The 24,485-nt window shown below is 48.9% G+C and carries 28 protein-coding genes and 1 riboswitch; of the genes, 1 reads left to right on the top strand and 27 read right to left on the bottom strand.

Going from position 1 to position 24,485, the window contains the following annotated elements; translation table 11 throughout:
* Positions 1-112: 112 nt before the first annotated feature.
* Positions 113-976, top strand: coding sequence for a YitT family protein (locus NFR98_RS02090; protein ID WP_013859489.1), 864 nt, complete (start codon positions 113-115; stop codon positions 974-976).
* A 26-nt stretch (positions 977-1,002) separates the two neighbouring features.
* On the opposite strand, the gene NFR98_RS02085 is transcribed toward NFR98_RS02090, so the two are convergent.
* From NFR98_RS02085 to NFR98_RS01955, 27 genes are all read right to left on the bottom strand, one after another.
* Positions 1,003-1,485 carry a QueT transporter family protein gene (locus tag NFR98_RS02085; protein WP_251459564.1) on the bottom strand — a complete coding sequence of 161 codons (483 nt, stop codon included), beginning with the start codon at positions 1,483-1,485 and terminating at the stop codon, positions 1,003-1,005.
* 6 nt (positions 1,486-1,491) lie between these two features.
* A riboswitch (PreQ1 riboswitch) is annotated at positions 1,492-1,536 on the bottom strand.
* Positions 1,537-1,638: 102 nt separating this feature from the next.
* Positions 1,639-2,325 (bottom strand): zinc metallopeptidase, encoded by a 687-nt coding sequence (locus NFR98_RS02080; RefSeq protein ID WP_013859491.1) that lies wholly within the window; start codon positions 2,323-2,325, stop codon positions 1,639-1,641.
* Between the two features lie 63 nt (positions 2,326-2,388).
* The gene (ypjB, locus tag NFR98_RS02075) at positions 2,389-3,180 is read right to left on the bottom strand and encodes a sporulation protein YpjB (RefSeq protein ID WP_014098173.1); all 792 of its coding nucleotides are present in this window, start codon (positions 3,178-3,180) and stop codon (positions 2,389-2,391) included.
* Positions 3,181-3,295: 115 nt separating this feature from the next.
* On the bottom strand, positions 3,296-3,892 hold the full coding sequence (lhaT, locus tag NFR98_RS02070) for a lipoprotein heptaprenylglyceryl N-acetyltransferase LhaT (protein ID WP_017550460.1): 597 nt from the start codon (positions 3,890-3,892) through the stop codon (positions 3,296-3,298).
* An 87-nt stretch (positions 3,893-3,979) separates the two neighbouring features.
* Positions 3,980-4,744 carry a menaquinol-cytochrome c reductase cytochrome b/c subunit gene (locus tag NFR98_RS02065; protein ID WP_014098171.1) on the bottom strand — a complete coding sequence of 255 codons (765 nt, stop codon included), beginning with the start codon at positions 4,742-4,744 and terminating at the stop codon, positions 3,980-3,982.
* Positions 4,745-4,782: 38 nt separating this feature from the next.
* The gene (gene qcrB, locus NFR98_RS02060) at positions 4,783-5,457 is read right to left on the bottom strand and encodes a menaquinol-cytochrome c reductase cytochrome b subunit (RefSeq protein ID WP_013859495.1); all 675 of its coding nucleotides are present in this window, start codon (positions 5,455-5,457) and stop codon (positions 4,783-4,785) included.
* A 10-nt stretch (positions 5,458-5,467) separates the two neighbouring features.
* Entirely contained in the window at positions 5,468-5,980 is a 513-nt protein-coding gene (locus NFR98_RS02055) for a QcrA and Rieske domain-containing protein (RefSeq protein WP_013859496.1), read from the bottom strand.
* A 162-nt stretch (positions 5,981-6,142) separates the two neighbouring features.
* Positions 6,143-6,604, bottom strand: coding sequence for a YpiF family protein (locus NFR98_RS02050; protein ID WP_014098170.1), 462 nt, complete (start codon positions 6,602-6,604; stop codon positions 6,143-6,145).
* 45 nt (positions 6,605-6,649) lie between these two features.
* Positions 6,650-7,195, bottom strand: a complete 546-nt coding sequence (locus NFR98_RS02045) for a ReoY family proteolytic degradation factor (RefSeq protein WP_014098169.1) — start codon at positions 7,193-7,195, stop codon at positions 6,650-6,652.
* Between the two features lie 135 nt (positions 7,196-7,330).
* Complete coding sequence (locus NFR98_RS02040; RefSeq protein WP_014098168.1) at positions 7,331-8,596, bottom strand: tetratricopeptide repeat protein; 1,266 nt, start codon at positions 8,594-8,596, stop codon at positions 7,331-7,333.
* Positions 8,597-9,054: 458 nt separating this feature from the next.
* Entirely contained in the window at positions 9,055-10,338 is a 1,284-nt protein-coding gene (aroA, locus tag NFR98_RS02035) for a 3-phosphoshikimate 1-carboxyvinyltransferase (RefSeq protein ID WP_014098167.1), read from the bottom strand.
* Between the two features lie 15 nt (positions 10,339-10,353).
* Positions 10,354-11,454 (bottom strand): prephenate dehydrogenase, encoded by a 1,101-nt coding sequence (locus NFR98_RS02030; RefSeq protein ID WP_014098166.1) that lies wholly within the window; start codon positions 11,452-11,454, stop codon positions 10,354-10,356.
* A gap of 63 nt (positions 11,455-11,517) precedes the next feature.
* Complete coding sequence (gene hisC / locus NFR98_RS02025; protein ID WP_251459602.1) at positions 11,518-12,609, bottom strand: histidinol-phosphate transaminase; 1,092 nt, start codon at positions 12,607-12,609, stop codon at positions 11,518-11,520.
* Between the two features lie 94 nt (positions 12,610-12,703).
* Positions 12,704-13,066 (bottom strand): chorismate mutase, encoded by a 363-nt coding sequence (aroH, locus tag NFR98_RS02020; protein WP_014098164.1) that lies wholly within the window; start codon positions 13,064-13,066, stop codon positions 12,704-12,706.
* On the bottom strand, positions 13,063-14,145 hold the full coding sequence (aroB, locus tag NFR98_RS02015) for a 3-dehydroquinate synthase (RefSeq protein WP_017550463.1): 1,083 nt from the start codon (positions 14,143-14,145) through the stop codon (positions 13,063-13,065). Before aroB ends, aroH begins: the two co-directional genes overlap by 4 nt.
* Positions 14,146-15,315 carry a chorismate synthase gene (aroC, locus tag NFR98_RS02010; protein WP_017550464.1) on the bottom strand — a complete coding sequence of 390 codons (1,170 nt, stop codon included), beginning with the start codon at positions 15,313-15,315 and terminating at the stop codon, positions 14,146-14,148. It lies immediately after the preceding gene.
* An 82-nt stretch (positions 15,316-15,397) separates the two neighbouring features.
* Positions 15,398-16,186 carry a CheR family methyltransferase gene (locus tag NFR98_RS02005; protein ID WP_017550465.1) on the bottom strand — a complete coding sequence of 263 codons (789 nt, stop codon included), beginning with the start codon at positions 16,184-16,186 and terminating at the stop codon, positions 15,398-15,400.
* A 104-nt stretch (positions 16,187-16,290) separates the two neighbouring features.
* Positions 16,291-16,737 (bottom strand): nucleoside-diphosphate kinase, encoded by a 447-nt coding sequence (gene ndk / locus NFR98_RS02000; RefSeq protein WP_017550466.1) that lies wholly within the window; start codon positions 16,735-16,737, stop codon positions 16,291-16,293.
* A 151-nt stretch (positions 16,738-16,888) separates the two neighbouring features.
* Complete coding sequence (gene hepT / locus NFR98_RS01995; RefSeq protein ID WP_017550467.1) at positions 16,889-17,851, bottom strand: heptaprenyl diphosphate synthase component II; 963 nt, start codon at positions 17,849-17,851, stop codon at positions 16,889-16,891.
* A gap of 18 nt (positions 17,852-17,869) precedes the next feature.
* Positions 17,870-18,574, bottom strand: coding sequence for a demethylmenaquinone methyltransferase (locus NFR98_RS01990; RefSeq protein WP_017550468.1), 705 nt, complete (start codon positions 18,572-18,574; stop codon positions 17,870-17,872).
* A 2-nt stretch (positions 18,575-18,576) separates the two neighbouring features.
* Positions 18,577-19,386 carry a heptaprenyl diphosphate synthase component 1 gene (locus NFR98_RS01985; protein WP_017550469.1) on the bottom strand — a complete coding sequence of 270 codons (810 nt, stop codon included), beginning with the start codon at positions 19,384-19,386 and terminating at the stop codon, positions 18,577-18,579.
* Positions 19,387-19,482: 96 nt separating this feature from the next.
* The gene (gene mtrB, locus NFR98_RS01980; RefSeq protein ID WP_017550470.1) at positions 19,483-19,713 is read right to left on the bottom strand and encodes a trp RNA-binding attenuation protein MtrB; all 231 of its coding nucleotides are present in this window, start codon (positions 19,711-19,713) and stop codon (positions 19,483-19,485) included.
* Positions 19,714-19,959: 246 nt separating this feature from the next.
* Positions 19,960-20,232 carry an HU family DNA-binding protein gene (locus tag NFR98_RS01975; protein WP_013859513.1) on the bottom strand — a complete coding sequence of 91 codons (273 nt, stop codon included), beginning with the start codon at positions 20,230-20,232 and terminating at the stop codon, positions 19,960-19,962.
* A gap of 290 nt (positions 20,233-20,522) precedes the next feature.
* Complete coding sequence (gene spoIVA, locus NFR98_RS01970) at positions 20,523-22,001, bottom strand: stage IV sporulation protein A (RefSeq protein ID WP_014098155.1); 1,479 nt, start codon at positions 21,999-22,001, stop codon at positions 20,523-20,525.
* Between the two features lie 243 nt (positions 22,002-22,244).
* Positions 22,245-22,964 (bottom strand): YphF family lipoprotein, encoded by a 720-nt coding sequence (locus tag NFR98_RS01965; RefSeq protein ID WP_014098154.1) that lies wholly within the window; start codon positions 22,962-22,964, stop codon positions 22,245-22,247.
* An 18-nt stretch (positions 22,965-22,982) separates the two neighbouring features.
* Positions 22,983-23,189, bottom strand: a complete 207-nt coding sequence (locus NFR98_RS01960; RefSeq protein WP_014098153.1) for a DUF2768 domain-containing protein — start codon at positions 23,187-23,189, stop codon at positions 22,983-22,985.
* Between the two features lie 239 nt (positions 23,190-23,428).
* Positions 23,429-24,469 carry an NAD(P)H-dependent glycerol-3-phosphate dehydrogenase gene (locus tag NFR98_RS01955; RefSeq protein ID WP_014098152.1) on the bottom strand — a complete coding sequence of 347 codons (1,041 nt, stop codon included), beginning with the start codon at positions 24,467-24,469 and terminating at the stop codon, positions 23,429-23,431.
* Positions 24,470-24,485 lie beyond the last annotated feature (16 nt).

Genomic DNA, 24,485 nt, shown 5'->3' with positions numbered 1-24,485 from the left:
GGCAGATTTTACAAATCATATATTTGCTTTTCTCTCTGCCTGATTGCCCTTTTGTACCGCTTTCGCTATAATGGGAACGCCGGATATATACCGGGGAAGGAGGATACGGATTATGCTGAAAATGAAAAACATCTTTTTTATCCTGCTCGGCTCTTGCATCTTTGCCTTTGGCATTGTCCATTTTAATATCCAGAATCATCTGGCGGAAGGCGGTTTTACCGGAATTACGCTGCTGCTTTACTATTTATTTCACATCAACCCCTCTTACTCCAATCTGATTTTGAATATCCCCGTATTTTTTGTCGGATGGAAGCTGCTTGGAAAAAAATCGTTTTACTATACACTGGTCGGGACGGTCGGCTCCTCTCTTTTTTTATGGATATTTGAAAAGAAACATTTCCATATTCCGCTTCGCGATGATATGTTTCTTGCGGCGCTGTTTGCCGGGGTATTTATCGGCATCGGGCTCGGGATTATTTTCCGCTACGGGGGGACATCGGGAGGCGTCGATATCATTGCCAGGCTCGTATTTAAATATAAAGGCGTGGCAATGGGCAGGACCATGTTCATGTTCGACGCATGCGTGATTACGCTGTCGCTTATCACCTACCTGCATTACCGGGAAGCGATGTACACGCTCGTTGCCGTTTTTGTCGGCTCGCGAGTTGTCGATTTTCTGCAGGAAGGGGCCTATACGGCTAGAGGCGCTTTTATCATTTCGGACAAGCATGATGAAATTGCCGAGAAAGTCATGAAGCAGATGGACCGCGGCGTTACCGTTTTTCGCGGGCACGGCATGTTCACGAAACAGGACCGGGATGTGCTGTACTGTGTCGTCGGAAAACATGAGGTGTCCCGTTTAAAAGGCATTATCCATTCCGTTGACCCCCATGCTTTCGTGTCGATGATGGTGGTCCATGATGTGCTCGGGGAAGGCTTTACGCTTGATGAGAATAAACAGCCGATTGAAGATTAAAAAAGAGCTGCCGCGGCAGCTCTTTTTTAAACCTGTTTTTCAAAATGCAGGCGTTTGTTGATCAGGTAGATAACCGGCATTCCAATCAGCATCACGGCTAGCTCGCCGGCACCTGCCGTCAGCCAGCCGAAAAAGAAAGGCACGCCGTTAAACCATTGCATTTCCCATGCGATAATAAACATGGAGGCCGTAAAAGCAATGGAATTAAGGATCATCTGTCCCCAGACGCCCTTTATAAACCGTGCGGATAAAATGGTAATCGCAAGCGCAAGGACGGACTGGGCTGTACCGATGAACATATCATACTTGATCGGCGAGAAAAATAAGTTTGAGAGAAAAACGCCTGCCACAATACCGATCATATACTTCTTGTTAAGCACAACGAGATGGTTAAAAATTTCAGAAACACGGAACTGGACGTTCATAAACGCAAGCGGCTGGATAAAAAATGTCACCGCAATATACAGTGCCGCGACAACCCCGTTGACGACGAGTGTTTTCAGTTTCATATGCATCTCTCCTTAGTTTTTTTACGTGGGATGGTTTCGAACCACGGGTTGGAAACAACCAAACTTCTTCATTATAATGCAAACCGGCACATGCAGCAAGACGAAAAAAAGCTTTCCGGGTTGCCGATACACCCCGGAAAGCTTTTCGTACTGTCAATTATTGTTGTTATTGCCGTTTAAGTTGGTAAAGATGAGGATTAAACGCAGCAATTCAATGACCGCAACCGCCGCGGCAGCTACATATGTCAGCGCGGCAGCCGATAATACTTTGCGCGCTTCCCTTTCTTCCCCGCCGCGGACGATGCCGAGCGACGTGACCTGGGCAAGCGCACGTGACGACGCATTGAATTCAACCGGCAATGTCACAAGCTGGAACAACACGGCAAGCCCCATCAGAATAATCCCAAGCAGGAACATGCCTGTCGCATGCGTGAACATCCCGATCAAAATAAAAATCCAAGAGGCATTGCTGCCGATATTCGCCACAGGCACGAGGCGGTGACGGAAACGGAGCGGCCCGTAATTGACTTTATCCTGAATGGCGTGTCCGCATTCGTGCGCCGCAACAGCAGCCCCCGCAATCGAACGCCCGTGGTAGTTGGCAGTCGACAAATTGACGGTTTTGTTAATCGGATTGTAATGGTCGCTAAGAAAGCCGCTGTGTTCCAGCACTTTCACATGGTATAAGCCATTTTCGTCCAAGATCATCCTTGCCACCTCGGCGCCTGTCATGCCGGATGCATTTGCGACCTTTTCATACTTGCTGTATGTGTTTTTTACCTTCAGCTGGGCCCAGATCGGAATGATTGCCAAAATGAGATAGTAAATCAAAAACGACATTTGCCACCCTCCATACCCTCCATGGTAATCTTACCTTTATTGTATCCGAATAAGGTCAAAAGGTCAATCCATATGATCGGTCTCGTGACGCTCTTCTTTTTGCCCTTTGTATTTTCTCCATCCGACATACGATAAAGTAAGAATGATGATGCTGCCGGTGGAAATCATAATCCACCAGAGGGAGGGGTCGGCTTCATCTTCCTTCATGGCTTCAAACAGCTGCTTCAAATCTGTCCGGAGCGCCTCCAGTTCCTTTTTTCCGGACCCGCTGCCTGCCACCTTGTCCCGATAACGGTCAATATAAGCGATTTTCGAATCGAGCCGCTGTATTTTTTCAACCGGCAGATCCACTCTTAAACTCGGCTCGATCACTGCATATTGTTTGAGGAACAGGTTTAATTTTTCGTTGTACGTTTCACGCTTCCCTGTTGCGGCTGCTTTTTGCACCTCTGTAAATGAAGACATCACCGGCCCTTCCATCTGCGTCCAGAGCGGCTGATACTTCGATTGGATCGCATCCACCACGAGCCGGAATGACGTGCAGGCATCCACTTTCTCCTCAGGCTCTGCGCTTACTTTCGTCAACGCCTTTACCGCTTCATCATGAGTGACGGTCAAAACTCTCAATTCATCCATCGTTAAACGTTTATTTTTAAACGATTGCCTGGAAAATGTTTTCGAAAATTCATTCAGCACATTTTTTGCTTCTGCATATTGCCCGTTTTTCGCCAGCTGCAATGCCTCGTCGCTTAGATCATTTAAATGTGCCAAAGCATCATCCGAACCTTTTGCAAAACTTTTTCCGGCAAAACTTAACATGAACACACAAAGAAGGATCACTACTTTTCTCCTCATCCTTGTCCCCCCTCATACTGTTACTAACTTATGAAGGGAGGGACAAGAGTAGACCATAAAAACAGCCCGGCGTCCATTTCGGGGATTCCTGCTTTCTGTCGACGGAAAAAGCGATTTAAAGTTCGAGGCGGAGCCGCCTTTTGTGCACGGCAAACCGGTATGCAAGCAAAAGAGAAAGGATGCTCAGCCAAAAGGTAAAATAGCCGATTTCACGGATATACCGGTATACATCTTCGTACCGGGGAAACTGCATAAAAACGTAGTCAATAATATCATTGTGCAAAGTCCATACCGCCGCAACCAAAAGATGCTTCCATTTGAATTGGTAAAACGGCGCATACAATATTCCCTCTATCGCCATTGCCAAATGGGAAGCCATCAGCATATATCCCTGCCGTGGCAATGAGCCGTTTACGATCAATACGAGAAGGTTCATCGCAACCGCCCAAATCCCGTATTTAAAAAGCGTCACCATTGCAAGTGCCTCCACATACGGCCAGTGTTTCCGCCATAAAAAGGCAAGCAGCACAAACAGAAAGAACAGGCTTGCGGTCGGGCTGTCCGGGACAAACAGCCAAAACGCAGGCGGCGTATCGCGAAGCTGCCACCCGTACCAAATGTAACCATAAATGGTCCCTGCAGCATTGGCTAAAAAAAGCATCCAAAGGACACGCCTGTCTGCCAGCGCCGCATACAATGCCGGTACATTCATCGTCTTCCCCCATTTCAAAAAAGATAGATTCATTTTAACAAAACAGAAAGCACGAAAAAAGCCGGCTTCTGCCGGCTTTTTTTGCTTTTATTTCGATTTTAGCCCGGCGATATAATCCGCCAGTTTTTTCAAATCCTGATCCGAGCCTTTAAATTGGTTAGGCGGCATTTTCCCCTTGCCTTTTTTGGCGATTTTTGCGATTTCATCCGCACTTAAGCCTGTGCCGACTAAAGAAGGGGCTGCCGCACTGCCCTGGAGATTTTCTCCGTGGCACGTCACACACGTCTGCTTGGCAAATATTTTATAGCCTTCTGCGTTTTTGTCAATGGCAACCTGTTTCACGATTTTCCCCTGCTCTTTCGCTTTTTTCCAATCGTGGTGGGCCGCCGCTTCCCATGTCAGGTAGAATATTGCACAAACCGCGAGCAGCATAAACCCGGTTGCAAGGGGCCTGTCAAGCGGCCGCCGCTTAGGGCCGCGGTCAATAAACGGTGCCAACAGCAGTGCAAGAAAAGCAACGCCCGGGATCGCGAGCCCGATCACCTGGTACGGGCCGGAAGAATAAGTATACTTTAATAGTTCATACAGGAATAGAAAATACCAGTCCGGCATCGGAATATAACTCGTATCCGTCGGGTCCGCAATTCGTTCAAGCGGCGACGGGTGTGCGGCAGTGAGACATAAAAAGCCGACGAGAAAAACAGCGCCGACGAGCCACTCTTTCAGCAAAAAGTTCGGCCAAAAAGCTTCCGTTTTACCGGGATACTCCGAGTAATCCTTAGGAATATTCGGTTTGCGGTCCGCATTAATTCTGGAATCACCAACAAATCTCATTCCTTTTCCGCGATGCATCCTTCCCCCTCCTTTTGCCCGTTATGGATACTTATTCATTACAGCGGTCCGGAAATTCCCTGCTTGCGGATCATCAAAAAATGGGCTGCCAAAAGCAGCATCAGCACCGCTGGCAGGAAAAAGACATGGATGGCAAAAAATCTCGTCAGCGTCTGGGCACCGACAATATCCGGATGGCCGGCCAAAAGCGTTTTAATATACGGCCCGATAAACGGCACCGAATCCGCAATCTGCAGGCTGACTTTTGTCGCAAAAAGCGCTTTCATATCCCACGGAAGCAAATAACCGGTGAGGCCGAGCCCGAGCATGACGAAAAAGATGAGCACGCCGACAATCCAGTTCAGCTCGCGCGGCTTCTTGTATGCGCCCTGGAAAAACACCCGCAGCGTATGTAAAAACATCATGACGATGACGAGGCTTGCCCCCCAGTGGTGCATTCCTCTCACAATCTGGCCGTATGCCACATCATGCTGCAAATAATAGACAGAGTGCCAGGCATTTTTAATATCCGGAACATAGTACATCGTTAAAAACATACCCGACAGAATCTGGATGGCTGTTATAAAAAAAGTGAGCCCCCCAAAACAATAGACAAAAGCGGAAAAATGGTGCGCCGGGTTGACATGCTCCGGCACTTCATGGTCAGCAATATCCCGCCAAAGCGGCGTAATATCAAGGCGCTCGTCGACCCAGTCATACAATTTGCTAAGCATCTCTTCCCCCTCACTTCACATATGGATTTTTCTGCGGTTTGCCCAGGTACAGATAGCCGCCCTTTGTTTTGACAGGGTATGCATCCAAAGGCGCGGAAGGTGGTGTTCCCGGTATGTTTTTCCCGTTTTTCTCATACCGTCCGCCGTGGCAGGGGCAAAAAAACTGATTCGGATGCGCTTTGTTCGTATTCCAGTTCACGGTACAGCCAAGATGTTTGCAAACCGGTGAAAGCGCCACAATATCGCCTTTACTGTCTTTATACACCCAGGCCGTCTGGGTGACATCCGACTTATACCAGCCGTCCGTCTGTTCGTATTTAAAATCGACACGCACCGGTTCGCTCTTAATATCAGAAACTTTCAATTTGGTTGGATGAAAGTCGCCGGCTGCTTCCGCCTCGAGCACCGGGTCGACGGCAAAACGGAGCATCGGCATCAGCGCACCCGCAGCCATAAATCCGCCTACGCCCATCAGCGTGTAATTTAAAAACTGCCTCCTTGACACCGGATCTTTTTTGCTCAACCTGTTCCCCCCCTTACAGAACTGTTGGTTTCCTAATATTTTCAAGATGTAGCAAATACACTCTTATGATAAAACAAAGATATTTGCCGGTCAATGAATATTGTCTATTTTATGTCAAGTATCTTTCTACTCGAAATAAACTGATATTTTAATATAACTTTTTCAGTTTTCTCCCCATGACCGGACAATAATGGAGATAAGCTGTTTTACCTGTTCATCTACAATGGCATCCTGCTGTTTTTGTTCCATATGTTCAAGTGGGACAGCCGGTAGCCAGACCACATTTCCGTTCAGTTCGGCCTGAAGCCTTTGCCAGCCGGGATCGCTGGTCAAATAAAAAATATGCCGGAACCCGCTTTCAGTCAATTCGGCTTCCCATGACTTGATGGCAGGCCCCGCACTGTCCGGGATCGTCTGCTGCAAATAAGGGAAAGCGGGCAGCAAAACAATCCGGCCTTTAAATTGCGACTCGAGGCAGCCTGCGATCATCTGGATCCATTCATATCCGGAAGCGAGCTGTCGGATATGGTCTCCGAATGAAACCGGGACAAGCGGCAGGACTGCCGTGTCAATAAAGTAACGTTCCTGTTGATACAATTCCATGTCTTTTGCACGCCAGCGCACAGATGATACCCCTTTCATTTTCCCCGCGGGCAGAAACCGGAAAGATTAATCATCCAGTTTTTTCATCTCCCCGCTTAATTCGACAAAACGGCCGTAATCTTTCTCATCGAGCGCTTTGTCGATTTCTTCCCGCAGTTTATTCCGTTTAAAGTCTTTCATGCTTTTTTCCAATAATTTTTCCGCCATTTGCCGGTCTGTCTCGTTTATATGGAGATCTTTCGGCATATACGGGTTTTCTTCAAGCACAGCCGCATACTGGTACGATAAATGGGATTTTTTGAAATTGAGCTGGATATAAATGTCTTCCTCACGGTTCAGCCGGATATCATGGAAAGACTTTTCCGCATCCGTTGTCATAATATTATCTTTATAAAAGCGGAACGGCACATTGTCCACGCAATGCGTCGACATGATAATGCCGCGCGGGCAAAGATGCGCTTCCTCGACGAAATGGACTTTTTCCATCAGCTGGTCGTGGCTCATTAAATAATTCAAAATCCAGACTGACTCCCGTCTTTTTAATTGGTAATGATTTAAAAACCAACGGATAAACTCCTTTTTCTCGTTGATTGAAACAGGGGTGAGAGCCATCGTAATCCCTCCTCTGCAAATTGAATGGCCGTGTTTACAGCGGGCAGCTTTTTTGATAAAACATTGGTTTACACCTTCATTATACCTTTTCCCGTCTAAACCGCCTACGAAAAAGTCCGGCAACGATGGCCGCAATTAATTTCCGTCTTCAAGCCTTTCAAGAAGTGCAATCCATTCATCATTTGCCGGATCTTCGCGCAAAAGCTTTTGGAAAATGCCGTAAGCCTCTTTCCTTCTCCCTTCTTCAATCAGGAAATAACCGTAATCCTCCAGAAACACCGTGTCGTTTTGTAAATCATTATATGCATATCCATAATACTTTAATGCCTGAGAATATTCTTCCAAATGCTTAAGCGATATGGCCAGATCCCAGTAAAGCCGAGGGTCGGTATCCCCTTCTTTTTCCATGCTGAGGGCCCGGTCACGGACTTCTTCGTACCGCTCCTTTTGAAGCAGCAGCTCGTTGTAGGAAAGGGCCGCATCCAAATAGCCGGGATCCAGTTCCAGCGCTTTTTTAAAATAATTTTCCGCTTTTTCCTCATCGCCTGCTTTTGTAGCCATTTTTCCAGCAAAATGATAAAGTTCTTTATCATACTCGTCTTCTTTTATGCCCTTTTCAGCAGCAGCAAGCGCTTCTTCCGGCATTTGTTCGTGCTCATATGCACGGCCAAGATACAGGTAAAGCGGATGGTAGCCGGGATCCGTTTCCCGCAATTCTTCAAACAGCTCTATCGCTTTTTCATAAAATCCTGCCTGGTACGCGGTTAAGGCATATCCAAATAATGTGTTCGCCTCAAAGCGGCCTTCCATCGCATGCTCATATTGGTGCAAGGCCTCTTCAAACGCGCCCGCTGCGCTCAGCACTTCTGCAAGGCGCCCGTGGATGTTTGTATCCGCAAATGTATCGATCCCTTTGCCCAAAAGCCACTCATATTCACGGGAAGCTTCCGCATATCGGGCACAGGAAGCGTAAAACTCGGCAAGCGCAAAATGGATGACAGGTTCTTCCGGCAAAAGCGATGCAGCTTCCATCAGTTTGTTTTCGCTGACCTCATACAGGCCCTGCATTTGATACAAATCCGCAAGCAAAAGCAGTGCACGCGGGTAATCGGGGTCCGTCTCCGGAATGCGGTCGAGGTATAATATGGCTTCTTCTTCATTGTCCATATCAATAAGCGTTTCCGCCATTAAGATCACAAGCTCGCCGTCATCCGGATAAGACGCAAGCAAATCTTTATATAATTGCTGTGCTTCATTCAGAAAACCGAGGCCCTCAAGTTGCCCGGCAAGCGCATATTTCTCTTCGTCCGTGCCGAGCGCGAGAAAATCTTCAAATGTTTTTTTCGCCTCCTCGAGCCGGCCTTCTTCCAAATGATCCAACAATTGTTCCATTAAGCTCATGAAAATCTTCCTTTAATCTTTGATGTGTTTCCTTTTGCTGAACCTTTTGCAACGTTAGCCGCGGGATTTTTGCAAAGCCAGAATCTTGCAAAGCCAAAATCCCCGGTTGCCGCTAAAAGCGCTCCCCCGGTCCCCTGGTAAAATGGCAATCGCCCTTTCCCTGGAGCCCACTTGCCTGCAGGAAAAACCGCGGGTGGCCTTTGGCTAAATCATAATGAATTTTGAAGGCCAGGGCAAATCATTTGCCTTTCCGGGTTCCCTGTTTAAGTATTTCTCCGCCGTGCATGAAAATCCCTTTTTTTCACAGCAAAAATAAAGCGGGGCACGGGATTTTGAATTTCCGCACCCCGCTTTTCCACGGGCATCATGATCAAGCTGTTCTCTGTTATCCTGAAAACAGGCGCCGGCTGATTTTCATTCTTTTGCTGGTGCCTGTTTTCAATAGGCGTCTAAAGCCGTTACAGAACGGATTTCAGATCATCAAAAAACTGCGGGTATGATACGGCGATTGCTTCCGCCCCTTTCAGGCAGACAGCATCCTTTGCCACAAGTGATGCAACGGCAAGCATCATCCCGATTCTATGATCCCCGTGGCTTTCCACCGTCCCGCCTGAAAGCCGGCAAGGGCCTTCAATGATCATGCCATCCGCTGTCGCTTCAATATGGGCGCCCAGTTTCTTTAATTCCCGGACAACCGTGTCAATCCGGTTTGTCTCTTTCACTTTCAGTTCTGCGGCATCTTTTATGACCGTCCTGCCTTCCGCCTGTGTAGCAAGAAGGGCAATGATTGGAATTTCATCAATGAGGCGCGGAATCAGCCCGCCGCCGATTTCAACGCCTTGTAAAGCAGCCGGACGGATCACCAACGTGCCTGTTTGCTCGCCGTCAGATGGGGCATGTGTTTCGATCACTTCCATATCCGCGCCCATTTGCTTTAAAACGTCAATGATCCCGGCACGGGTCGGATTGAGCCCGACATCCGGCAAGACGATTTCACTCCCGGGCACGAGCGAAGCAGCAGCCATAAAAAAGGCGGCGGATGAGATATCGCCGGGCACAACGATCTCCGTGCCATGGAAAACCGTGCCGCCCCGGACGGAAATCGTTCTCCCTTCCGTCCTGACCTCGCCGCCAAATGCCCGGATCATTCGTTCAGTATGGTCGCGGGTGGGCTGCGGCTCATGCACGATTGTAGTGCCGTCTGCCTGAAGACCGGCTAAAAGAAGCGCGGATTTTACCTGCGCGCTTGCAACAGGCAGCCGGTATTCGATTCCCTGAAGCGCCCCGCCCCTTATAGAAAGAGGGGTGAAATTGCCGCCCATTCTTCCGTCAATGTGCGCGCCCATTTCGCAAAGCGGTTTTGTGACGCGCTGCATTGGGCGCTTTGCAATCGATTCGTCGCCGGCAATGACCGAATGGAAGGGCCGGCCGGCAAGAAGACCGAGCATCAGGCGGGTCGTCGTACCAGAGTTTCCGGTATCGAGCACCGTTTCCGGCTCCGCCAAACCGTCCCATCCTTTTCCAGCAATCACCACCCGGGTGCCATCCCGTTCGATCGGCACGCTCATTTGCTGAAAACAATGAATGGTGCTCAAACAGTCGGCGCCGGGGAGAAAATTTTCTACCATCGTTTTTCCCCTGGCGACAGCGGCAAACATAACCGACCGGTGGGAAATCGATTTATCCCCCGGAACTTTAATCGTACCTTTTAACCCTGTTTGCGCGGGTGCCAATTTTTCCATTGCAGCCACCACCTTCTATTGGATATAGACTTCATGCGGGGTTTCTTTTTTTAAAAGATTCATGGCTAGATCGCGGTCGTTTTCCGAGCGAAAACTGATCCGGAGCACGCCGTATATATCTTCCCGCGCCTCAAGGATGCGGATATTCGTAATAGAGATTCCTTTTTCCGCCAGTTTATTGGTAATTTGAGAAACAACCCCCGGGACATCCGGAATATCGACAAATAAATCGTAAAAAGACGGGATTGCGCCCGATCCGCTGATTGGAAGGCAGTCGCGGTATTGTTTCGCTTCCGCATAAAAGCGGTGGAGAAGCTCATACTTGTTGTCTGCAAGCGCCTTTTTCACTTCCTGAAGATTTTTCGCCCATCTATCCAAAAGCCTGATCAGGTTTTCCCTGTTACCGCAAGAGATGTCCGCCCACATTTGCGGGCTTGAGGAGGCAATCCGTGTAATATCACGGAAACCCCCAGCAGCAAGCCTTTTTAAAAGGGGATATTCCGCATCTGCATCTTTCACAAGATGGACAAGTGACGCTGCGATAACATGCGGAAAATGGCTGATGACCGCAACCATTTCATCATGCATTTCCGGAGAAACGGTGATGAAATTTGCCTTTGTTCCTTTCAGCCACTGTTTCAATTCTTCCGTCCGCTGATCTTGTTCATGGAAAGGCGTAAGCAAATAAAAGGCATTTTCAAACAGGGACAGGCTGGCGGCCGTAACGCCGCTTTTATGGGAACCGGCCATCGGATGCCCGCCGATAAAAACGGTGTTGTTGCCGGCGAGCCGCTGCGCCTTTGCCATGATGCTTTCTTTCGTGCTGCCCGTATCGGTGATGATCACATTTTCCTTCAATTCCATTTGCCCGAGCTGCCCGATCAATTTTTCCGTTACAAGCACCGGCGTGGCCAATATAATTAAATCCGCGCCACGCACGCCGTCTTGGATCGTTTCCACGTAATCATCCACGACCATCAGGGCTTTTGCCATTTTCATTTCTTCCAATTTGGCATCATACCCTGTGACCTTGGCTTCCGGATGTTCCTTTTTAATCGCTAGTGCAATGGATCCCCCGATTAACCCGAGCCCGATCACAAACACATTTCCTTTCAAAGGTGCCACCTCTTTTTGTAAAAAGGCGGCCTTTTGCTGTCAAAAGGCCCGCCGTTGTCAAGTTCATTTGCGGCTTTCCAGAAAAGCCCCGATCGCCCCGAGTACGCCCCGGTTCTGTTCTTCCGACCCGATGGTCACCCGGACCGTCCCCGGCATCCCGAGCGCTTCCCCGGAGCGGACGATATATCCCCTGCCAAGCAAAAACCGGCAAACTTCCTCACTATCGCATTGAAAATCGATTAAAATAAAATTTGCCTGCGACGGGTAAAATGCAAGGCTGTTGCGGCGGCAAAACGCATAAAAGTGTTCGAGCCCCTGCCGGTTTTTGTCGCGGCAGCTCTGGATAAACGCCTGGTCCTCCAACGCCGCCTGGGCAGCCAGCTGGCCAAGGACATTGGTATTAAATGGCGGGCGCACCGGCTCGAGCTTTTGGATGATCGTTCGATCGGCAATCCCGTAGCCGACGCGTAAACCGGCCAGTCCGTAAATTTTCGAAAATGTCCGGCTGACAATCAAATGATGATACCGGCGGAATAAGACAAGCGCCTGTTCGTAATCTTTTGCGACCACGTATTCGCTGTACGCTTCATCGATAAAAACGAGCACGTCTTCCGGCACGCGGTCAAGAAAAGCGGTCAACTCCTGTTCGGTCGTATACGTCCCCGTCGGATTGTTCGGGCTGCAAATCCAGACAACCGCCGTGTTTTCATCAATTTGCCCGAGCATCGCCTCCAGGTCATGCCGCCCGTCTTTTAAGGGTACTTCACGGACTTCGGCGCCCTCGATGATGGCATTATGTTTGTATTGGGAAAATGTCGGTGCGGCCATCACCGTATTTTTGCCTGGTTCGAGGAGTGACCTGGAAACGATTTGGATCAGTTCGTCCGTCCCGTTTGTAAAAATCAGTTCGGTTGGATCAACGCCGAGATGTGCGGCCATTTTCTGTCTCAGTTGTAAGGCGTGCCCGTCCGGATAACGGGTAAAAGCAGGCTGAAAGTTTTTCAAAGCCTCATCCACTTTCGGGGAATAGCCGAACGGATTTTCATTGGATGCCAGTTTCACGATTGAATCGAGCCTGTATTGTTTTTTCACTTCATCAATGGTCTTTCCGGGCACATATGCATGCAAATCCGTAATTTTTGTTCTCCATTTCATCATCTTTAGCGAGAGTCCCCTGCTTCCATGCAAGAGCGCAAGCCAGGGGGTGATCGCATTCTCTCCTTTCGGTTCGTGACACGTTAGCATTCTCTTATTTTGTTAAATCCGGACGAAGCACGGCTGCACGGCGCAAATACACATGTTTTATGTCCTCCTGCCCAATGTCCGTGTCGACATGGATCAGGATACGGATGCAGCGGACAAGGCTTCCTTCAACCGGAATTTCTTGCATATTCATAATCGGGACATACTTCCAGCCGCTGAATTGGCGCATGACTTTCGAAGGAAAAGCCGAACGGATATCGGCTGTTGCCGAGAACAAAAGGGAAGCAACGCGGTCCGGCTTGATCCCGTTTTTTTCGATCAAGGCATTCATCAGCTCAGAAGTAGCAGCAAGGACTTCGCTTTCGTGATCGCGCTCGACCGTAGTCGCTCCGCGTATTCCGCGTATCATGTATGCAAATCCCCCTTTTGCTGCAGCAGAAACAGACGGCTCAGCCGGTCTTTGTCCACTTCAGCCAGCACCGGTTTGCCGACAGACTCAAGCAGGACGAAGTGAATATTGCCGGCAATTGTTTTTTTATCGCGTTTCATATAAGCATAGATTTCGTCAAATGCTGCGCCAGCCGGAATTTTCCAATCATAGCCGAGCGTTTCGATCCAGCTGAGAAATTGCGGCAAATCAAATTGAAGGCCGGTCTGTTCCCTGCTGATCAAAAGCGCGTAGACGATACCGGTCATGACCGCTTCGCCATGGGTGATTTTCCCGAACCCGCCGTGCGCCTCAAGGGCATGCCCAAGCGTATGCCCGAAATTCAAAAAGGCACGCACACCCGTTTCTTTTTCATCTTTGCGGACAATATCTGCCTTTACTTTGATCCCTTTTTTCAACAAGTCCGGAAGATGCGGGGATAAAAGATGCCCGCCGTCCGGAATCTTTGTTTGCAATTCTTTAAGGAACTCCTTATCCGAAAGAAGCGCATGCTTTACAAGTTCGGCAAATCCGCTTAACAGCTGCTTTTTGGGGAGCGTGCGCAGGAAATCTGTGTCATACAATACAAATTCCGGCTGGTAAAAAGCGCCGACGAGGTTTTTTCCAAGCGGGTGATTGATCGCTACTTTGCCGCCGACCGAGCTGTCATGGGCCAAAATGGTTGTCGGGATTTGAATAAACGCAATGCCGCGCATATAGGTTGCCGCCACAAAACCGGCAAGATCGCCGACCGCGCCCCCGCCAAAGGCAAGAATGCATGATTTCCGGTCTAAATGATGTTCCACGGCAAACGTCAAAGCTTCCTGGTAGACTTCAAACGTTTTGGCATCTTCCCCGCCTGGCACGGTCAGTACACACTGTTCCGCGCTTTCCGGAAGCTGCGAAAGCAGTTTGTCCAAGTGAAGCGGCCGGACATTTTGATCTGTTATGACCATGCAGCGCGTATATTTGCGGACGAGCGGACCCAGCTCCTGGAGCGCGCCGCTTGCTATGTATACCGGGTACTGTTTTGTTTCTGTATCAATGATGATCGTTTCCATTTAAAACAACCTTCCGTATTCTCTTTGCTCCGCAACCGTTTTTTTCAGCACATCCATCCTGTCGCTGTAAAACTGGGCAGTGATCGCTTCCGCCAGCTCCCAGGCGACAACGGCCTCACAGACGACGCTCGCTGCCGGCACCGCACAGCTGTCGGAACGTTCGATGCTCGCTGCAAAAGGTTCCTTCGTTTCGATATCAACGCTTTGAAGCGGCTTATACAATGTCGGGATCGGCTTCATGACGCCTCTTACGACAATCGGCATGCCGGTTGTCATACCGCCTTCAAAGCCGCCGAGCCGGTTTGTTTTGCGCGTATAGCCCGTTTCTTCCGACCAGGCGATTTCATCATGGACTTCGCTCCCGGGCCGGTGTGCCATTTCAAAGCCAAGCCCGAATTCCACCCCTTTAAACGCATTGATGCTGATGATGGCGCGTGCCAGCTTTGCATCCAGCTTCCGGTCGTAATGAACATAACTGCCGACACCGGCCGGCATCCCGGTTGCGATCACTTCGACAATGCCGCCGATCGAGTCGCCGTTTTTCTTTGCCGTGTCGATCGCTTCCATCATTTTTTGCGCCGCCCCGTCATCCAAACAGCGTACCGGTGAACCGTCCGCTTTTTCCTGCAAGGAAGCAAGGGAATCATATGGCACCTTTTCCGCGCGTACACCCCCGATTTCAAGCACATGCGAGGCCACTTCAATGCCAAGCTCTTTCAGCAGTTTTTTCGCGACAGCCCCAGCGGCCACACGAACGGTGGTCTCGCGTGCGGAAGAGCGCTCGAGCACATTGCGCAAATCCCTGTGCCCGTATTTGATCCCGCCGGCAAGATCGGCATGCCCCGGGCGCGGACGGGTCACACGCCGTTTCACATCGTCCGCATCATCTGGAAGGGGCTCAATGCCCATGATCTTATTCCAGTGCACCCAGTCCCTGTTTTCAACCGTGAGCGCAACCGGCGAACCGAGCGTCAATCCGTGGCGAACGCCGGCAGAAATGATTGCCCTGTCCTTTTCTATCTGCATTCTCCGTCCCCGGCCGTAACCTTTCTGCCTTCTAGCAAGGTCAGTGTTAATTTCTTCAGCTGTCAGCGGCATGCCCGCCGGAAGGCCTTCAATAATGGTTGTCAGCGCCGGGCCGTGCGACTCGCCTGCTGTCAAATATCTCATTCTGCATCCCCCTTCATCACTTTAAAGCATTACATATCTATTACTATACCACAATCGCTATAAATCGAATAGATGGAGCGCTTTATATTTTTCTATAGAAAAAGGTGTCTACAATTTCAAATCCATACGCAGCCGGATTGAAAATCTGCTCCGTGCTGCCGACAAATAATATGCCGTTTGCCGACAGCGTTTTGCTGAAATTCCGGTAAACAGACACTTTGGCTTCTTCTGTAAAATAAATCAGCACGTTCCGGCAAATAATCAGATCCGCTGCCGGATAAGGGTCGTGCAGCAAATTATGTTGTTTGAACACCACCGCCCGCCTGATTTCGTCCGCAATTCGATAGAACGGACCTCCGCTGCTTTTTTGAAAATATTTTTGTTTCATTTCGCGCGGCACTTCCAGGATCGAACGTTCGGAATAAACGCCGGCTTCTGCCTTTTGCAGGGCTTTTTGATCAATATCGGTCGCCAGGATCTGAATCTTTTTAAGCGGTAAATACTTGGACAAGATCATCGCCATCGTATACGGTTCTTCGCCCGTAGAAGAAGCGGCGCTCCAGATTTTTAGTTTTTCTCCTTTTTCTTTCAGCAGCCCTGGCAAAATGTTCCGTTCGAGCACATCCCACCTCGATTTATTTCTATAAAATTCTGAAACATTAATCGTCATTCTGTCCAAAAATTCTTCCAGCAAATGTTCGTTTTTGTCCAGTCCGTGAAAAAATTCACTGAAAGATGAAAAACCTCTTTTTTCATATAATGTCGTCAGCCTTCTTTTCATTTGCGCTTCTTTATACAAAGATAAATCGATCCCCGTTTTCTTTTTGACTTGCGCAATGAACCGGCCGTAATCATCCAGTTCTGTTTTCATTATGCAATCCCCGTATTTTTATTCAGATTTGTTGGTTCATACCGTTTATTTTAACATAAAAAAAGATTGGCGCGGAGAGGATCGCCAATCTTTTTTTGCATGATTTAATAAATCGAAGCATCCGCCGGCCGGCTGTATGAGATCAGCTCATCTTCCCGGAAAAACAGGGAAATTTCACGTTTCGCGCTTTCTGCCGAGTCGGAACCGTGAATAATGTTTTTGCTGACAATCACGCCGTAATCACCGCGGATCGTCCCCGGGGCGGCTTCGGCCGGATTCGTTTTGCCCATCATTTGCCGTGCGGTAGCGATGATGTTTTCGCCTTCCCAAACCATGGCAAAGACCGGACCGGAAGTAATAAATGCCACGAGATCATTGAAAAAAGGGCGTTCTTTATGCTCAGCGTAATGCTTTTTTGCAAGTTCATTCGAAATTTGCATCAATTTTGCCCCCGCAAGCCGAAACCCTTTCTTTTCAAAGCGGGAAACGATTTCGCCGATCAGCTGGCGGCTGACCCCATCCGGTTTTACCATTAAAAAAGTCCTTTCCATCTTCATCCACTCCATTCGCATTTCTACTATGTAAGGCATCTTGACCATAGAAAATCGTACCATGGTGGCGGGAAAATCTCAATATGTTTGAAGTAAGCGCTTCAAAACCGGGCCGCCAACGCAGGGCACTGCCCGGCAGCCCTGCTTTCTTTTAAAACTTTCTTTTTCCCATATAACGCGCCAAATCTGCCAGCATTTTTTTAAAACGGGTATCCGGAAGCTGCTCAAGCGTATCGAGCGCTTTCTCTAGATAGCAGTTGCTCACTGCATAAGACTGTTCGATCGCGCCGGACTGTTTAACCAGTCTGACAACGTCTTCAAGCTCCGCTTTTGGCATGTGCTCATGGACATATTCCAGCTTTTTTCTGATTTTTGGGTCTTCCCTTGCAAAAAGCACCGGAAGCGTTACATTGCCCTGGCGCAGATCTTCGCCTGCCGGTTTTCCAAGCTGCTTCTCCGTGCCGGTAAAATCCAGGATATCATCAATAATTTGATAGCTCATCCCGACATTGTAGCCAAACCGGTACAATTGGCGGTGGATGTTTTCGTCGGCGCCCGATGCAATCGCTCCGAGCTGGCAGCTGGCTGCAATCAGCAACGCCGTTTTTCGCTTGATCCGCCTTAAGTAACAGCGCAAGTTTTGATGAAAGCGGTATTTATCCTTAATTTGCTCAATTTCGCCGACGCACACTTCAACAAGTGTATCCGCCAGAATTTGGTGGGCGGAGAGATCCTCCACTTTTGTAATATATTCAAGCGCGGTTGCGAGAATATAATCGCCTGTATACATGGCAATCCGGTTGTCCCATTTGGCTTTTACGGTCGGTTTTCCCCGGCGCAATTCGGCATCATCAATGACATCATCATGCACAAGCGATGCCATATGGATCAATTCCAGTGCAACAGCGACATTTTTGACACGTTCGATTTCGTAATCTCCGAATTTCGCGCCGAGCAGCACAAATACGGGGCGGATCCTTTTTCCTCCCGCTTTCAGCAAACTTTCAGATGCCTGCTGTATCAAGGCAGCGTTTGATGCGACAGCGTTGGCCAGCTCTTGTTCAATAAGCTCAATATCCGTTTTTAAAAACGAGTACAGCATTTGTACCTTCATTCCGTCTCCATCCGATCATCATTTCTCTTTCAAGGCAATATGTGCAGCTGCGGCCCCGCCGGCAAACGGCTTGTACAAAATCCTGCCAAAACCCGCATTGGAAAAAGCAGCCGCCAGTTCTTCCATTCCCGGAAACTGTAGTGCCGATTCCTGAAGCCAGGAATATTCCCGGTAGCTTTTTGCGAACCATTGTCCGAGAAGCGGCATGATCCGGCGGAAATAAAAGTAATAAAGCTGCCTGTACCCGGGAATCACCGGCTGGGAGGTTTCCAGGCAGGCCGCCATGCCGCCGGGCTTCAGCACCCTATACATTTCCTGCAAAACCTGTTTGTAGTCCGGGACATTCCTGAGCCCGAACCCGACCGTCACATAATCAAACGTTGCATCTTCAAATGGCAGTTCCATTGCATTTCCGTAACGGAGCGCGACATTTTTTAAGCCGAGCGCGTCCACTTTCTGCTTCCCGACTTCAAGCATGCTTTCACTGAAATCGAGACCTGTCACACTGCCGGATTCGCCCACTGCCTGTGCGAGGGCAATCGTCCAGTCCGCCGTCCCGCAGCACAGATCGAGTACGCTGCTCCCTTCTCTTACCGCCATTTTCCGCATCAGGTCTTTCCGCCACCGCTTATGCTGGCTGAAGCTGATCACCGAGTTCATTCTATCGTAGTTTTGCGAAATTTTTTCGAAAACGGCGTGTACCCGTTCTTCTTTTGGCATCATGGTTACCCTTCCTCCGCATATAATCTCGTTGCATCGCCATACCGCCCCATCAGCAGGCGGATCCGCTCTGAAAGCATTTCGTTTCCGCACGACATGGCCGCAGCCTGCAGCGCACGGATGCTTTCTTTCAAATACTTCTCACAAATATAAAATAGTTTCCGCTTTTTCTCATGCGGCAGCTGCTCAAAAGGGCGCCCGTCACCCGGGTAAGCCATTTTGTTCAAGGCTTCAAACAGGATGGAGCGCTTCCCGTTTTCAGCCTGTTTCTTTTCCCTTAACAGCCGGTTAAACAAAAGCAGTTCTTCGCTTAAACGGATGAGCGGCTGCGAACCGAAAAACTGCATAAATTTTGTAATAATCGCGGATTCGGTTTTTTTCAAATGCCCGACGAACGTTTCCGCGTCGGAATCGTCAAATTGGTAAAGCATCACTTTATATTCATTTACGGATTTGATTCCTTCCGCCAGTATGCCGACAAGCCGGACGTTGTGCACGCCCGCAAGCAGTTTGTAGTAAAGGCTGCTGAAATAATCCCCCGCTAGAACAGTAAGCTGGCGGTTTTTTTGATTTTCATTTGCATTGGTTACTTTTTCATGGGTGTCAAGGGCAATCTGGATCAGCATGGCAGTCGCAACAAACTGCTTCACTTCATGTTCCGTATACGGCTGCCCCGCAAGGCTGCTTATCAAAAGCAAAATCCGGTCTTCATCTATGTATGGGGCATCAATAAACTGATTTAAATAGTCGTGTGCCACTTCTTCTTCAATCGCCTGTTTGATTGCGGCAATTTGCTGCTCCCTCTGGTATGACATAACCCTTTCCCCGTTTCTTCGTTGATCTGGCCTAAAAATAAGCTGTAGTTTATTATATCACATATGTAAAACGGCCGTTAACAAATTGATTTCGGTTTATTTTTTCGCTTCGCTTTGCAAACTCCCGATGCCGGTCATGATTTGCGCTTCACCGCGAATCTTGATCATGGAAGTATGTTCGGTAAACTGTGCGACCAGCACTTCGCCATCATCCAGCATTTCCGTATGGTTCAGCTTCGTATCGGTACCCCTTGACAGCCCAATGACGCTCACCCCGTCCTGCAACGCTTTCACGACGATATAATCCGCCTGCGCCTCTGCTTTCATTTTCGGGCCTCCTTTTTATTCGTTTAAAAAACTTTTCATATATTCATCTTACCACAGCGCCGTTTGCAGTCAAAGCGCCGGAAACGCCGCGCTCAGGCTTTCCCCGGCTGTACCGGGATTTCGCAGGCATTTGCCCCGGGAAAACGGGTGCCAAACGTATGCGCGTTTCCCTTTTTTGGGCCCTGCTGTATTAAAAAAAAGGCTGCCCAGGCAGCCTTTTTTCCGCTCAAAGCCAACCATATGTAATTACTTCACTGCGTCTTTAAGCGCTTTCCCCGGCTTGAATGCAGGCACTTTGCTTGCCGCAATGTCGATTTCCTCGCCGGTTTGCGGGTTTCTTCCTTTACGGGCAGCGCGTTCGCGCACTTCGAAATTACCAAACCCGATCAGTTGGACTTTATCTCCGTTTGCCAATGCATTTTGAATTGTATCAAAAATAGCGTCAACTGCTTTTGTCGTATCTTTTTTGGAAAGTTCGGTAGCTTCTGCCACTGCATTGATTAAATCCGTTTTATTCATTCCATTCACCTCCTCCAAAAGAAACGTAGAAGTCATTTCCAGTTTCTTCTCTTCAGTGTATACGGTTTTCCCTCATCATAAACGTTTAAAACCGGATGGAATCAGGCTTTTCAGCACCAATTCTGTTAAAAGATTATCATAATCGCAAGAGAGGTGCAAGAACTATTCGCTAACAAAGGAAAACTTTTCAATTTTTTTCGGATTTAAAGTACTTTTCCCGAAAAAATTCTAACTTGCGGCCAAAGATGCTCGTCCCACGTATACAAAAAAGGGATACCGCGGTATCCCTCTTACAAAATAATGGCGATCAGGCCGCCTGACCCTTCGTTAATGATCCGTTCGAGCGTTTCTTTTAACTTATAGCGGGCATTTTCCGGCATAAGCGATAATTTTGCCTGGATGCCTTCCCTGACAATGGAACTTAAGTTGCGCCCGAAAATATCCGAATTCCAGATGGACAGCGGGTCATCTTCAAAATCCTGCATCAGGTACCGCACAAGCTCCTCGCTCTGCTTTTCCGTCCCGATGATCGGGGCAAATTCCGATTCGACATCGACTTTGATCATATGGATGGACGGCGCCACTGCCTTCAGCCGGACGCCGAAACGGGATCCTTGGCGGATGATTTCCGGCTCATCCAGGCTCATATCCTGCAGGGAAGGTGAGGCAATCCCGTAGCCGGTTTGTTTCACCATTTTCAGGGCATCGGAAATTTGGTCGTATTCCGATTTTGCATGGGCGAAATCCTGCATCAGCTCGAGCAGATGATCCTTGCCGCGGATTTCAACGCCGACGATTTCCTTTAAGACCTGGTCGTACAGTTCATCCGGCGCCTCGAGGTCGATTTCCGCCACCCCTTGCCCCATTTCAATGCCAGCAAGGCTTGCAGATTCAATAAATTCATATTCGTTAAAAGCCTGGACAACGCGGTCCACATCGCGTAGCCGCTTAATGTCTTTTACTGACTCTTTCACGGCGTCCTGATAATTTTCACGCAGCCAGTGGTTTTCTTTTAACACCATGACCCAGCTCGGCAGGTTCACATTGACTTCCAGTACCGGAAATTCGTACAGCGCTTCCCGCAGCACATTCAGCACATCGGCTTCACGCATGCTTTCCACTGACATGGCGAGCACCGGAAGATCATACTTTTCCTGCAATTCCGCCCTCAGCATTTCCGTCTCCGAATGATGCGGCTTTGCCGAATTGACAACAATGATAAACGGTTTGCCGACTTCTTTTAACTCGGCAACAACCCTTTCTTCCGCTTCCACGTAATCCTCACGCGGAATTTCGCCGATCGTGCCGTCTGTCGTGATCACAACCCCAATGCTTGAATGTTCCTGAATGACCTTTCTCGTGCCGATTTCCGCCGCTTCGTGGAAAGAAATCGGTTCTTCATACCACGGCGTATGGATCATGCGCGGGCCGTTTTCATCTTCATATCCTTTCGCGCCCGGAACCGTGTAGCCGACACAGTCGACAAGCCGGATGTTCACATCAAGCCCTTCGTCGACATGGACAGCAACCGCCTGGTTCGGCACAAATTTCGGTTCTGTCGTCATAATCGTTCTCCCAGCCGCGCTTTGCGGGAGTTCATCCTGCGCCCGGTTTCTGTCCGCTTCGTTTGTAATGTTCGGAAGCACAACGAGTTCCATGAATTTTTTAATAAAAGTGGATTTCCCCGTTCTGACGGCGCCCACGACCCCCAAATAAATATCGCCGCCCGTACGTTCTGCAATATCTTTAAAAATATCAACTTTTTCCAATTTGTTTCCCTCCCCACATTCGTTCCCGGGACACCATCATTCGCGCTGATGATAGGACATTATATGTGTATGATGTTGTCCGACCGCCTTATGTCTATAAAATGATTTTTTATAGATTTTCAAAAAGTTGCTGTACAGGATTTGCCCCTGTTTATTTTTTCAAAATTTTTCCTTACGAAGAGACGCAGGACCAAAAAATAAACCCTTTCTCTAACAATATATTGGGATGAGAAAGGGTTATGACTATTTTGCCATAAATACCGGTTCATTTTTTTGATTTACGGTGCAGGGAAGGGAATAAGCCGGTACAAACGGGGAGCCTTCAGTTAACAGCACGCGGATATCTTCCCCGGGTTTAAACGCCCGCTTGCCCGTTTTGAGCGCTTTTGCCAGATCAGCCCGGTAATCGACATAAATGCCGCCTCTCCCGGTAATGACAAACGGCAGTTTCCGGCCGGTATACGGAGACACCACGTACGGATCTGTTTTGTAACCGAGCTTTTTAAAATCTAAAGCGTATACATTTCTTGCAATCTCTTTTTTAAATGGCGGATAGCCCTGGGACGCAATCCGGATTTGCAAGTCTCTTATTTTCTCGGGTATTCTCGTATCAAACACTTTGACCGTCGGATGATGTTCCGGATCAAGGAGCACATATTGCAACGTGCCGCCGTTGTCATACGCATTTGCCGGCGGATCGGGCAGGTAGTTTTTCGGGCTTTTCAGCTTGTTGAAATCAATCGGGTATTTTAAATAGACCGGCGTATTTTGCGGCTTTGTCTTGATCGGAAGCAGGCCGCTATTGTCTTTCCGGTATTCATCTACAGCTTTTTGCACCATTTGAAGCTGCATGTCATCCGGCAGCCCGCTTTCTTTTTCCTGTGCCCCCGGATAAAGGCAGCCGCCTAAACTGATGCAGGCGCAAACAGCTACAAGCAATAGCAGCATATTTTTGAAGTGCAAAACGATCTCCCCCTCCGGTTAATTTGCCGGCCCGCTCAGCACGATATAAGCCATAATCAGGCCGCCCAGCGCCAGGCAGGCATACGCAATCACAGCAGCCGCCCATTTGAACAGTTTTTGTTTCAGCCTGTATCGGCTTGCAACAATCAATACCATCGCCAAACAGAGCAGGCCCATGCCAAAAAGCGAAATCCACATATTCGCCATCCCCCGGGACAAAACCATCTCCCCTTTCTCCCTTGTAAAATTCGTAAACTTTTCGGACTTCGGACATTATATCATAAGCTTTTGAAATGTTTCAATTTACGGCATAAAAAAGGCCGGGGCGAACGTCTGCCCCGGAGAAAAGGTTGACTATACCCAGCCTGCGCAGTTTAAAGCGAATTCTTTTTCCTTGCAGTTTATGCAACATGCATCCATCCGGTATCGTCCGAAAGCCTACCGGGACTTTTTTGCCAAGATGCCTAGTACTGTTCCCCCAGCATATCCATCAAACCTTCCATTTCATGTTTTTTCAGCCGGCCCATTAAATTGTCGACTGCTTCTTTCGGATCAAGTCCTTCAAATAAGACATGGTAAAGGGCATCGGTAATCGGCATTTTCACTTCGTACCGGCTGGAGAGCTGGTAAGCCGCCTTTGTTGTCCGGACGCCTTCCACGACCATTCCCATTTGTTCCAGCACATCATCGAGCTTTTTGCCTTTGCCGAGCATATTGCCGGCCCGCCAGTTCCGCGAGTGGACACTCGTACACGTCACGATCAGGTCGCCAATTCCGGCAAGCCCGAGAAAAGTGAGCGGATTTGCACCCATTTTAGTGCCGAGCCGGGCGATTTCCGCAAGCCCTCTTGTCATTAAAGCCGCTTTCGCATTGTCCCCGTAGCCGAGGCCGTCCGAAATGCCGGCTGCAAGCGCAATAATATTTTTCAGGGAACCGCCCAATTCGACGCCAATGATGTCGGGATTCGTATAGACGCGAAAATTCGAGTTCATAAAAATGTCCTGCGCTTTTTTGGCAGCTGCCATTTTTTTCGATGAAACGGTTACGGTCGTCGGATGGCGCAGGCTGACTTCTTCAGCATGGCTCGGCCCCGATAAAACCGTGAGATCCCGCAGCAACGATTCCGGCATTTCTTCTTCAATCATTTCCGAAATGCGCATCAGGGAACCCGGTTCAATCCCTTTCGTGACATGGATGATGGAAAGCGGGCTTTTCCGCACCGCTTTTACTTGCCTGCATACATCACGCACCGCTTTTGTAGGGACCGCCAGTACAGCGGTATCAATGTCGTCTAACGCTTCTTCAAGTGAAAAGATGCCGGTAATGGCAGATTGCAGCTGAATGCCCGGCAAATAAAACGCGTTTGTATGGGATGTATTGATTTCATCGATCTGGCCTTTTTTGTTTCCCCACAACCTGACCTGAAAGCCGTTATCAGCCAAAACAATCGACAAGGCAGTGCCCCAGCTCCCCGCGCCGAGCACTGCAATCGTTTTTTTGGACAAATGAAACACCCTCTTT

The sequence above is a fragment of the Weizmannia agrestimuris genome (genome assembly GCF_943193165.1).
Classification (GTDB): Bacteria; Bacillota; Bacilli; order Bacillales; family Bacillaceae_C; genus Weizmannia; species Weizmannia faecalis.
The sequence above is the reverse complement of the archived record's forward strand: the minus strand, read 5'-3'. Positions and strand labels throughout refer to the sequence as shown.

What these genes read in the sequence shown, in the direction of transcription:
- qcrB (WP_013859495.1), bottom strand. Translation starts at nt 5,457, where the DNA reads ATGCTTAGCAAATTGTATGACTGGGTCGACGAGCGCCTTGATATTACG.
- NFR98_RS01985 (WP_017550469.1), bottom strand. Translation starts at nt 19,386, where the DNA reads ATGTCATACCAGAGGGAGCAGCAAATTGCCGCAATCAAACAGGCGATT.
- aroH (WP_014098164.1), bottom strand. Translation starts at nt 13,066, where the DNA reads ATGATACGCGGAATACGCGGAGCGACTACGGTCGAGCGCGATCACGAA.
- NFR98_RS01975 (WP_013859513.1), bottom strand. Translation starts at nt 20,232, where the DNA reads ATGAATAAAACGGATTTAATCAATGCAGTGGCAGAAGCTACCGAACTT.
- aroC (WP_017550464.1), bottom strand. Translation starts at nt 15,315, where the DNA reads ATGAGATATTTGACAGCAGGCGAGTCGCACGGCCCGGCGCTGACAACC.
- NFR98_RS01960 (WP_014098153.1), bottom strand. Translation starts at nt 23,189, where the DNA reads ATGGTTTTGTCCCGGGGGATGGCGAATATGTGGATTTCGCTTTTTGGC.
- NFR98_RS02040 (WP_014098168.1), bottom strand. Translation starts at nt 8,596, where the DNA reads ATGAGCTTAATGGAACAATTGTTGGATCATTTGGAAGAAGGCCGGCTC.
- ndk (WP_017550466.1), bottom strand. Translation starts at nt 16,737, where the DNA reads ATGGAAAGGACTTTTTTAATGGTAAAACCGGATGGGGTCAGCCGCCAG.
- NFR98_RS02005 (WP_017550465.1), bottom strand. Translation starts at nt 16,186, where the DNA reads ATGAAAACAGAACTGGATGATTACGGCCGGTTCATTGCGCAAGTCAAA.
- NFR98_RS02045 (WP_014098169.1), bottom strand. Translation starts at nt 7,195, where the DNA reads ATGGCTCTCACCCCTGTTTCAATCAACGAGAAAAAGGAGTTTATCCGT.
- NFR98_RS02085 (WP_251459564.1), bottom strand. Translation starts at nt 1,485, where the DNA reads ATGAAACTGAAAACACTCGTCGTCAACGGGGTTGTCGCGGCACTGTAT.
- NFR98_RS02090 (WP_013859489.1), top strand. Translation starts at nt 113, where the DNA reads ATGCTGAAAATGAAAAACATCTTTTTTATCCTGCTCGGCTCTTGCATC.
- lhaT (WP_017550460.1), bottom strand. Translation starts at nt 3,892, where the DNA reads ATGAATGTACCGGCATTGTATGCGGCGCTGGCAGACAGGCGTGTCCTT.
- NFR98_RS01990 (WP_017550468.1), bottom strand. Translation starts at nt 18,574, where the DNA reads ATGATGCCAAAAGAAGAACGGGTACACGCCGTTTTCGAAAAAATTTCG.
- NFR98_RS02065 (WP_014098171.1), bottom strand. Translation starts at nt 4,744, where the DNA reads ATGCATCGCGGAAAAGGAATGAGATTTGTTGGTGATTCCAGAATTAAT.
- hepT (WP_017550467.1), bottom strand. Translation starts at nt 17,851, where the DNA reads ATGAAGGTACAAATGCTGTACTCGTTTTTAAAAACGGATATTGAGCTT.
- mtrB (WP_017550470.1), bottom strand. Translation starts at nt 19,713, where the DNA reads ATGAAAGCAGAGGCGCAGGCGGATTATATCGTCGTGAAAGCGTTGCAG.
- ypjB (WP_014098173.1), bottom strand. Translation starts at nt 3,180, where the DNA reads ATGAGGAGAAAAGTAGTGATCCTTCTTTGTGTGTTCATGTTAAGTTTT.
- hisC (WP_251459602.1), bottom strand. Translation starts at nt 12,609, where the DNA reads ATGAAATGGAGAACAAAAATTACGGATTTGCATGCATATGTGCCCGGA.
- aroA (WP_014098167.1), bottom strand. Translation starts at nt 10,338, where the DNA reads ATGGAAAAATTGGCACCCGCGCAAACAGGGTTAAAAGGTACGATTAAA.
- NFR98_RS02080 (WP_013859491.1), bottom strand. Translation starts at nt 2,325, where the DNA reads ATGTCGTTTTTGATTTACTATCTCATTTTGGCAATCATTCCGATCTGG.
- aroB (WP_017550463.1), bottom strand. Translation starts at nt 14,145, where the DNA reads ATGGAAACGATCATCATTGATACAGAAACAAAACAGTACCCGGTATAC.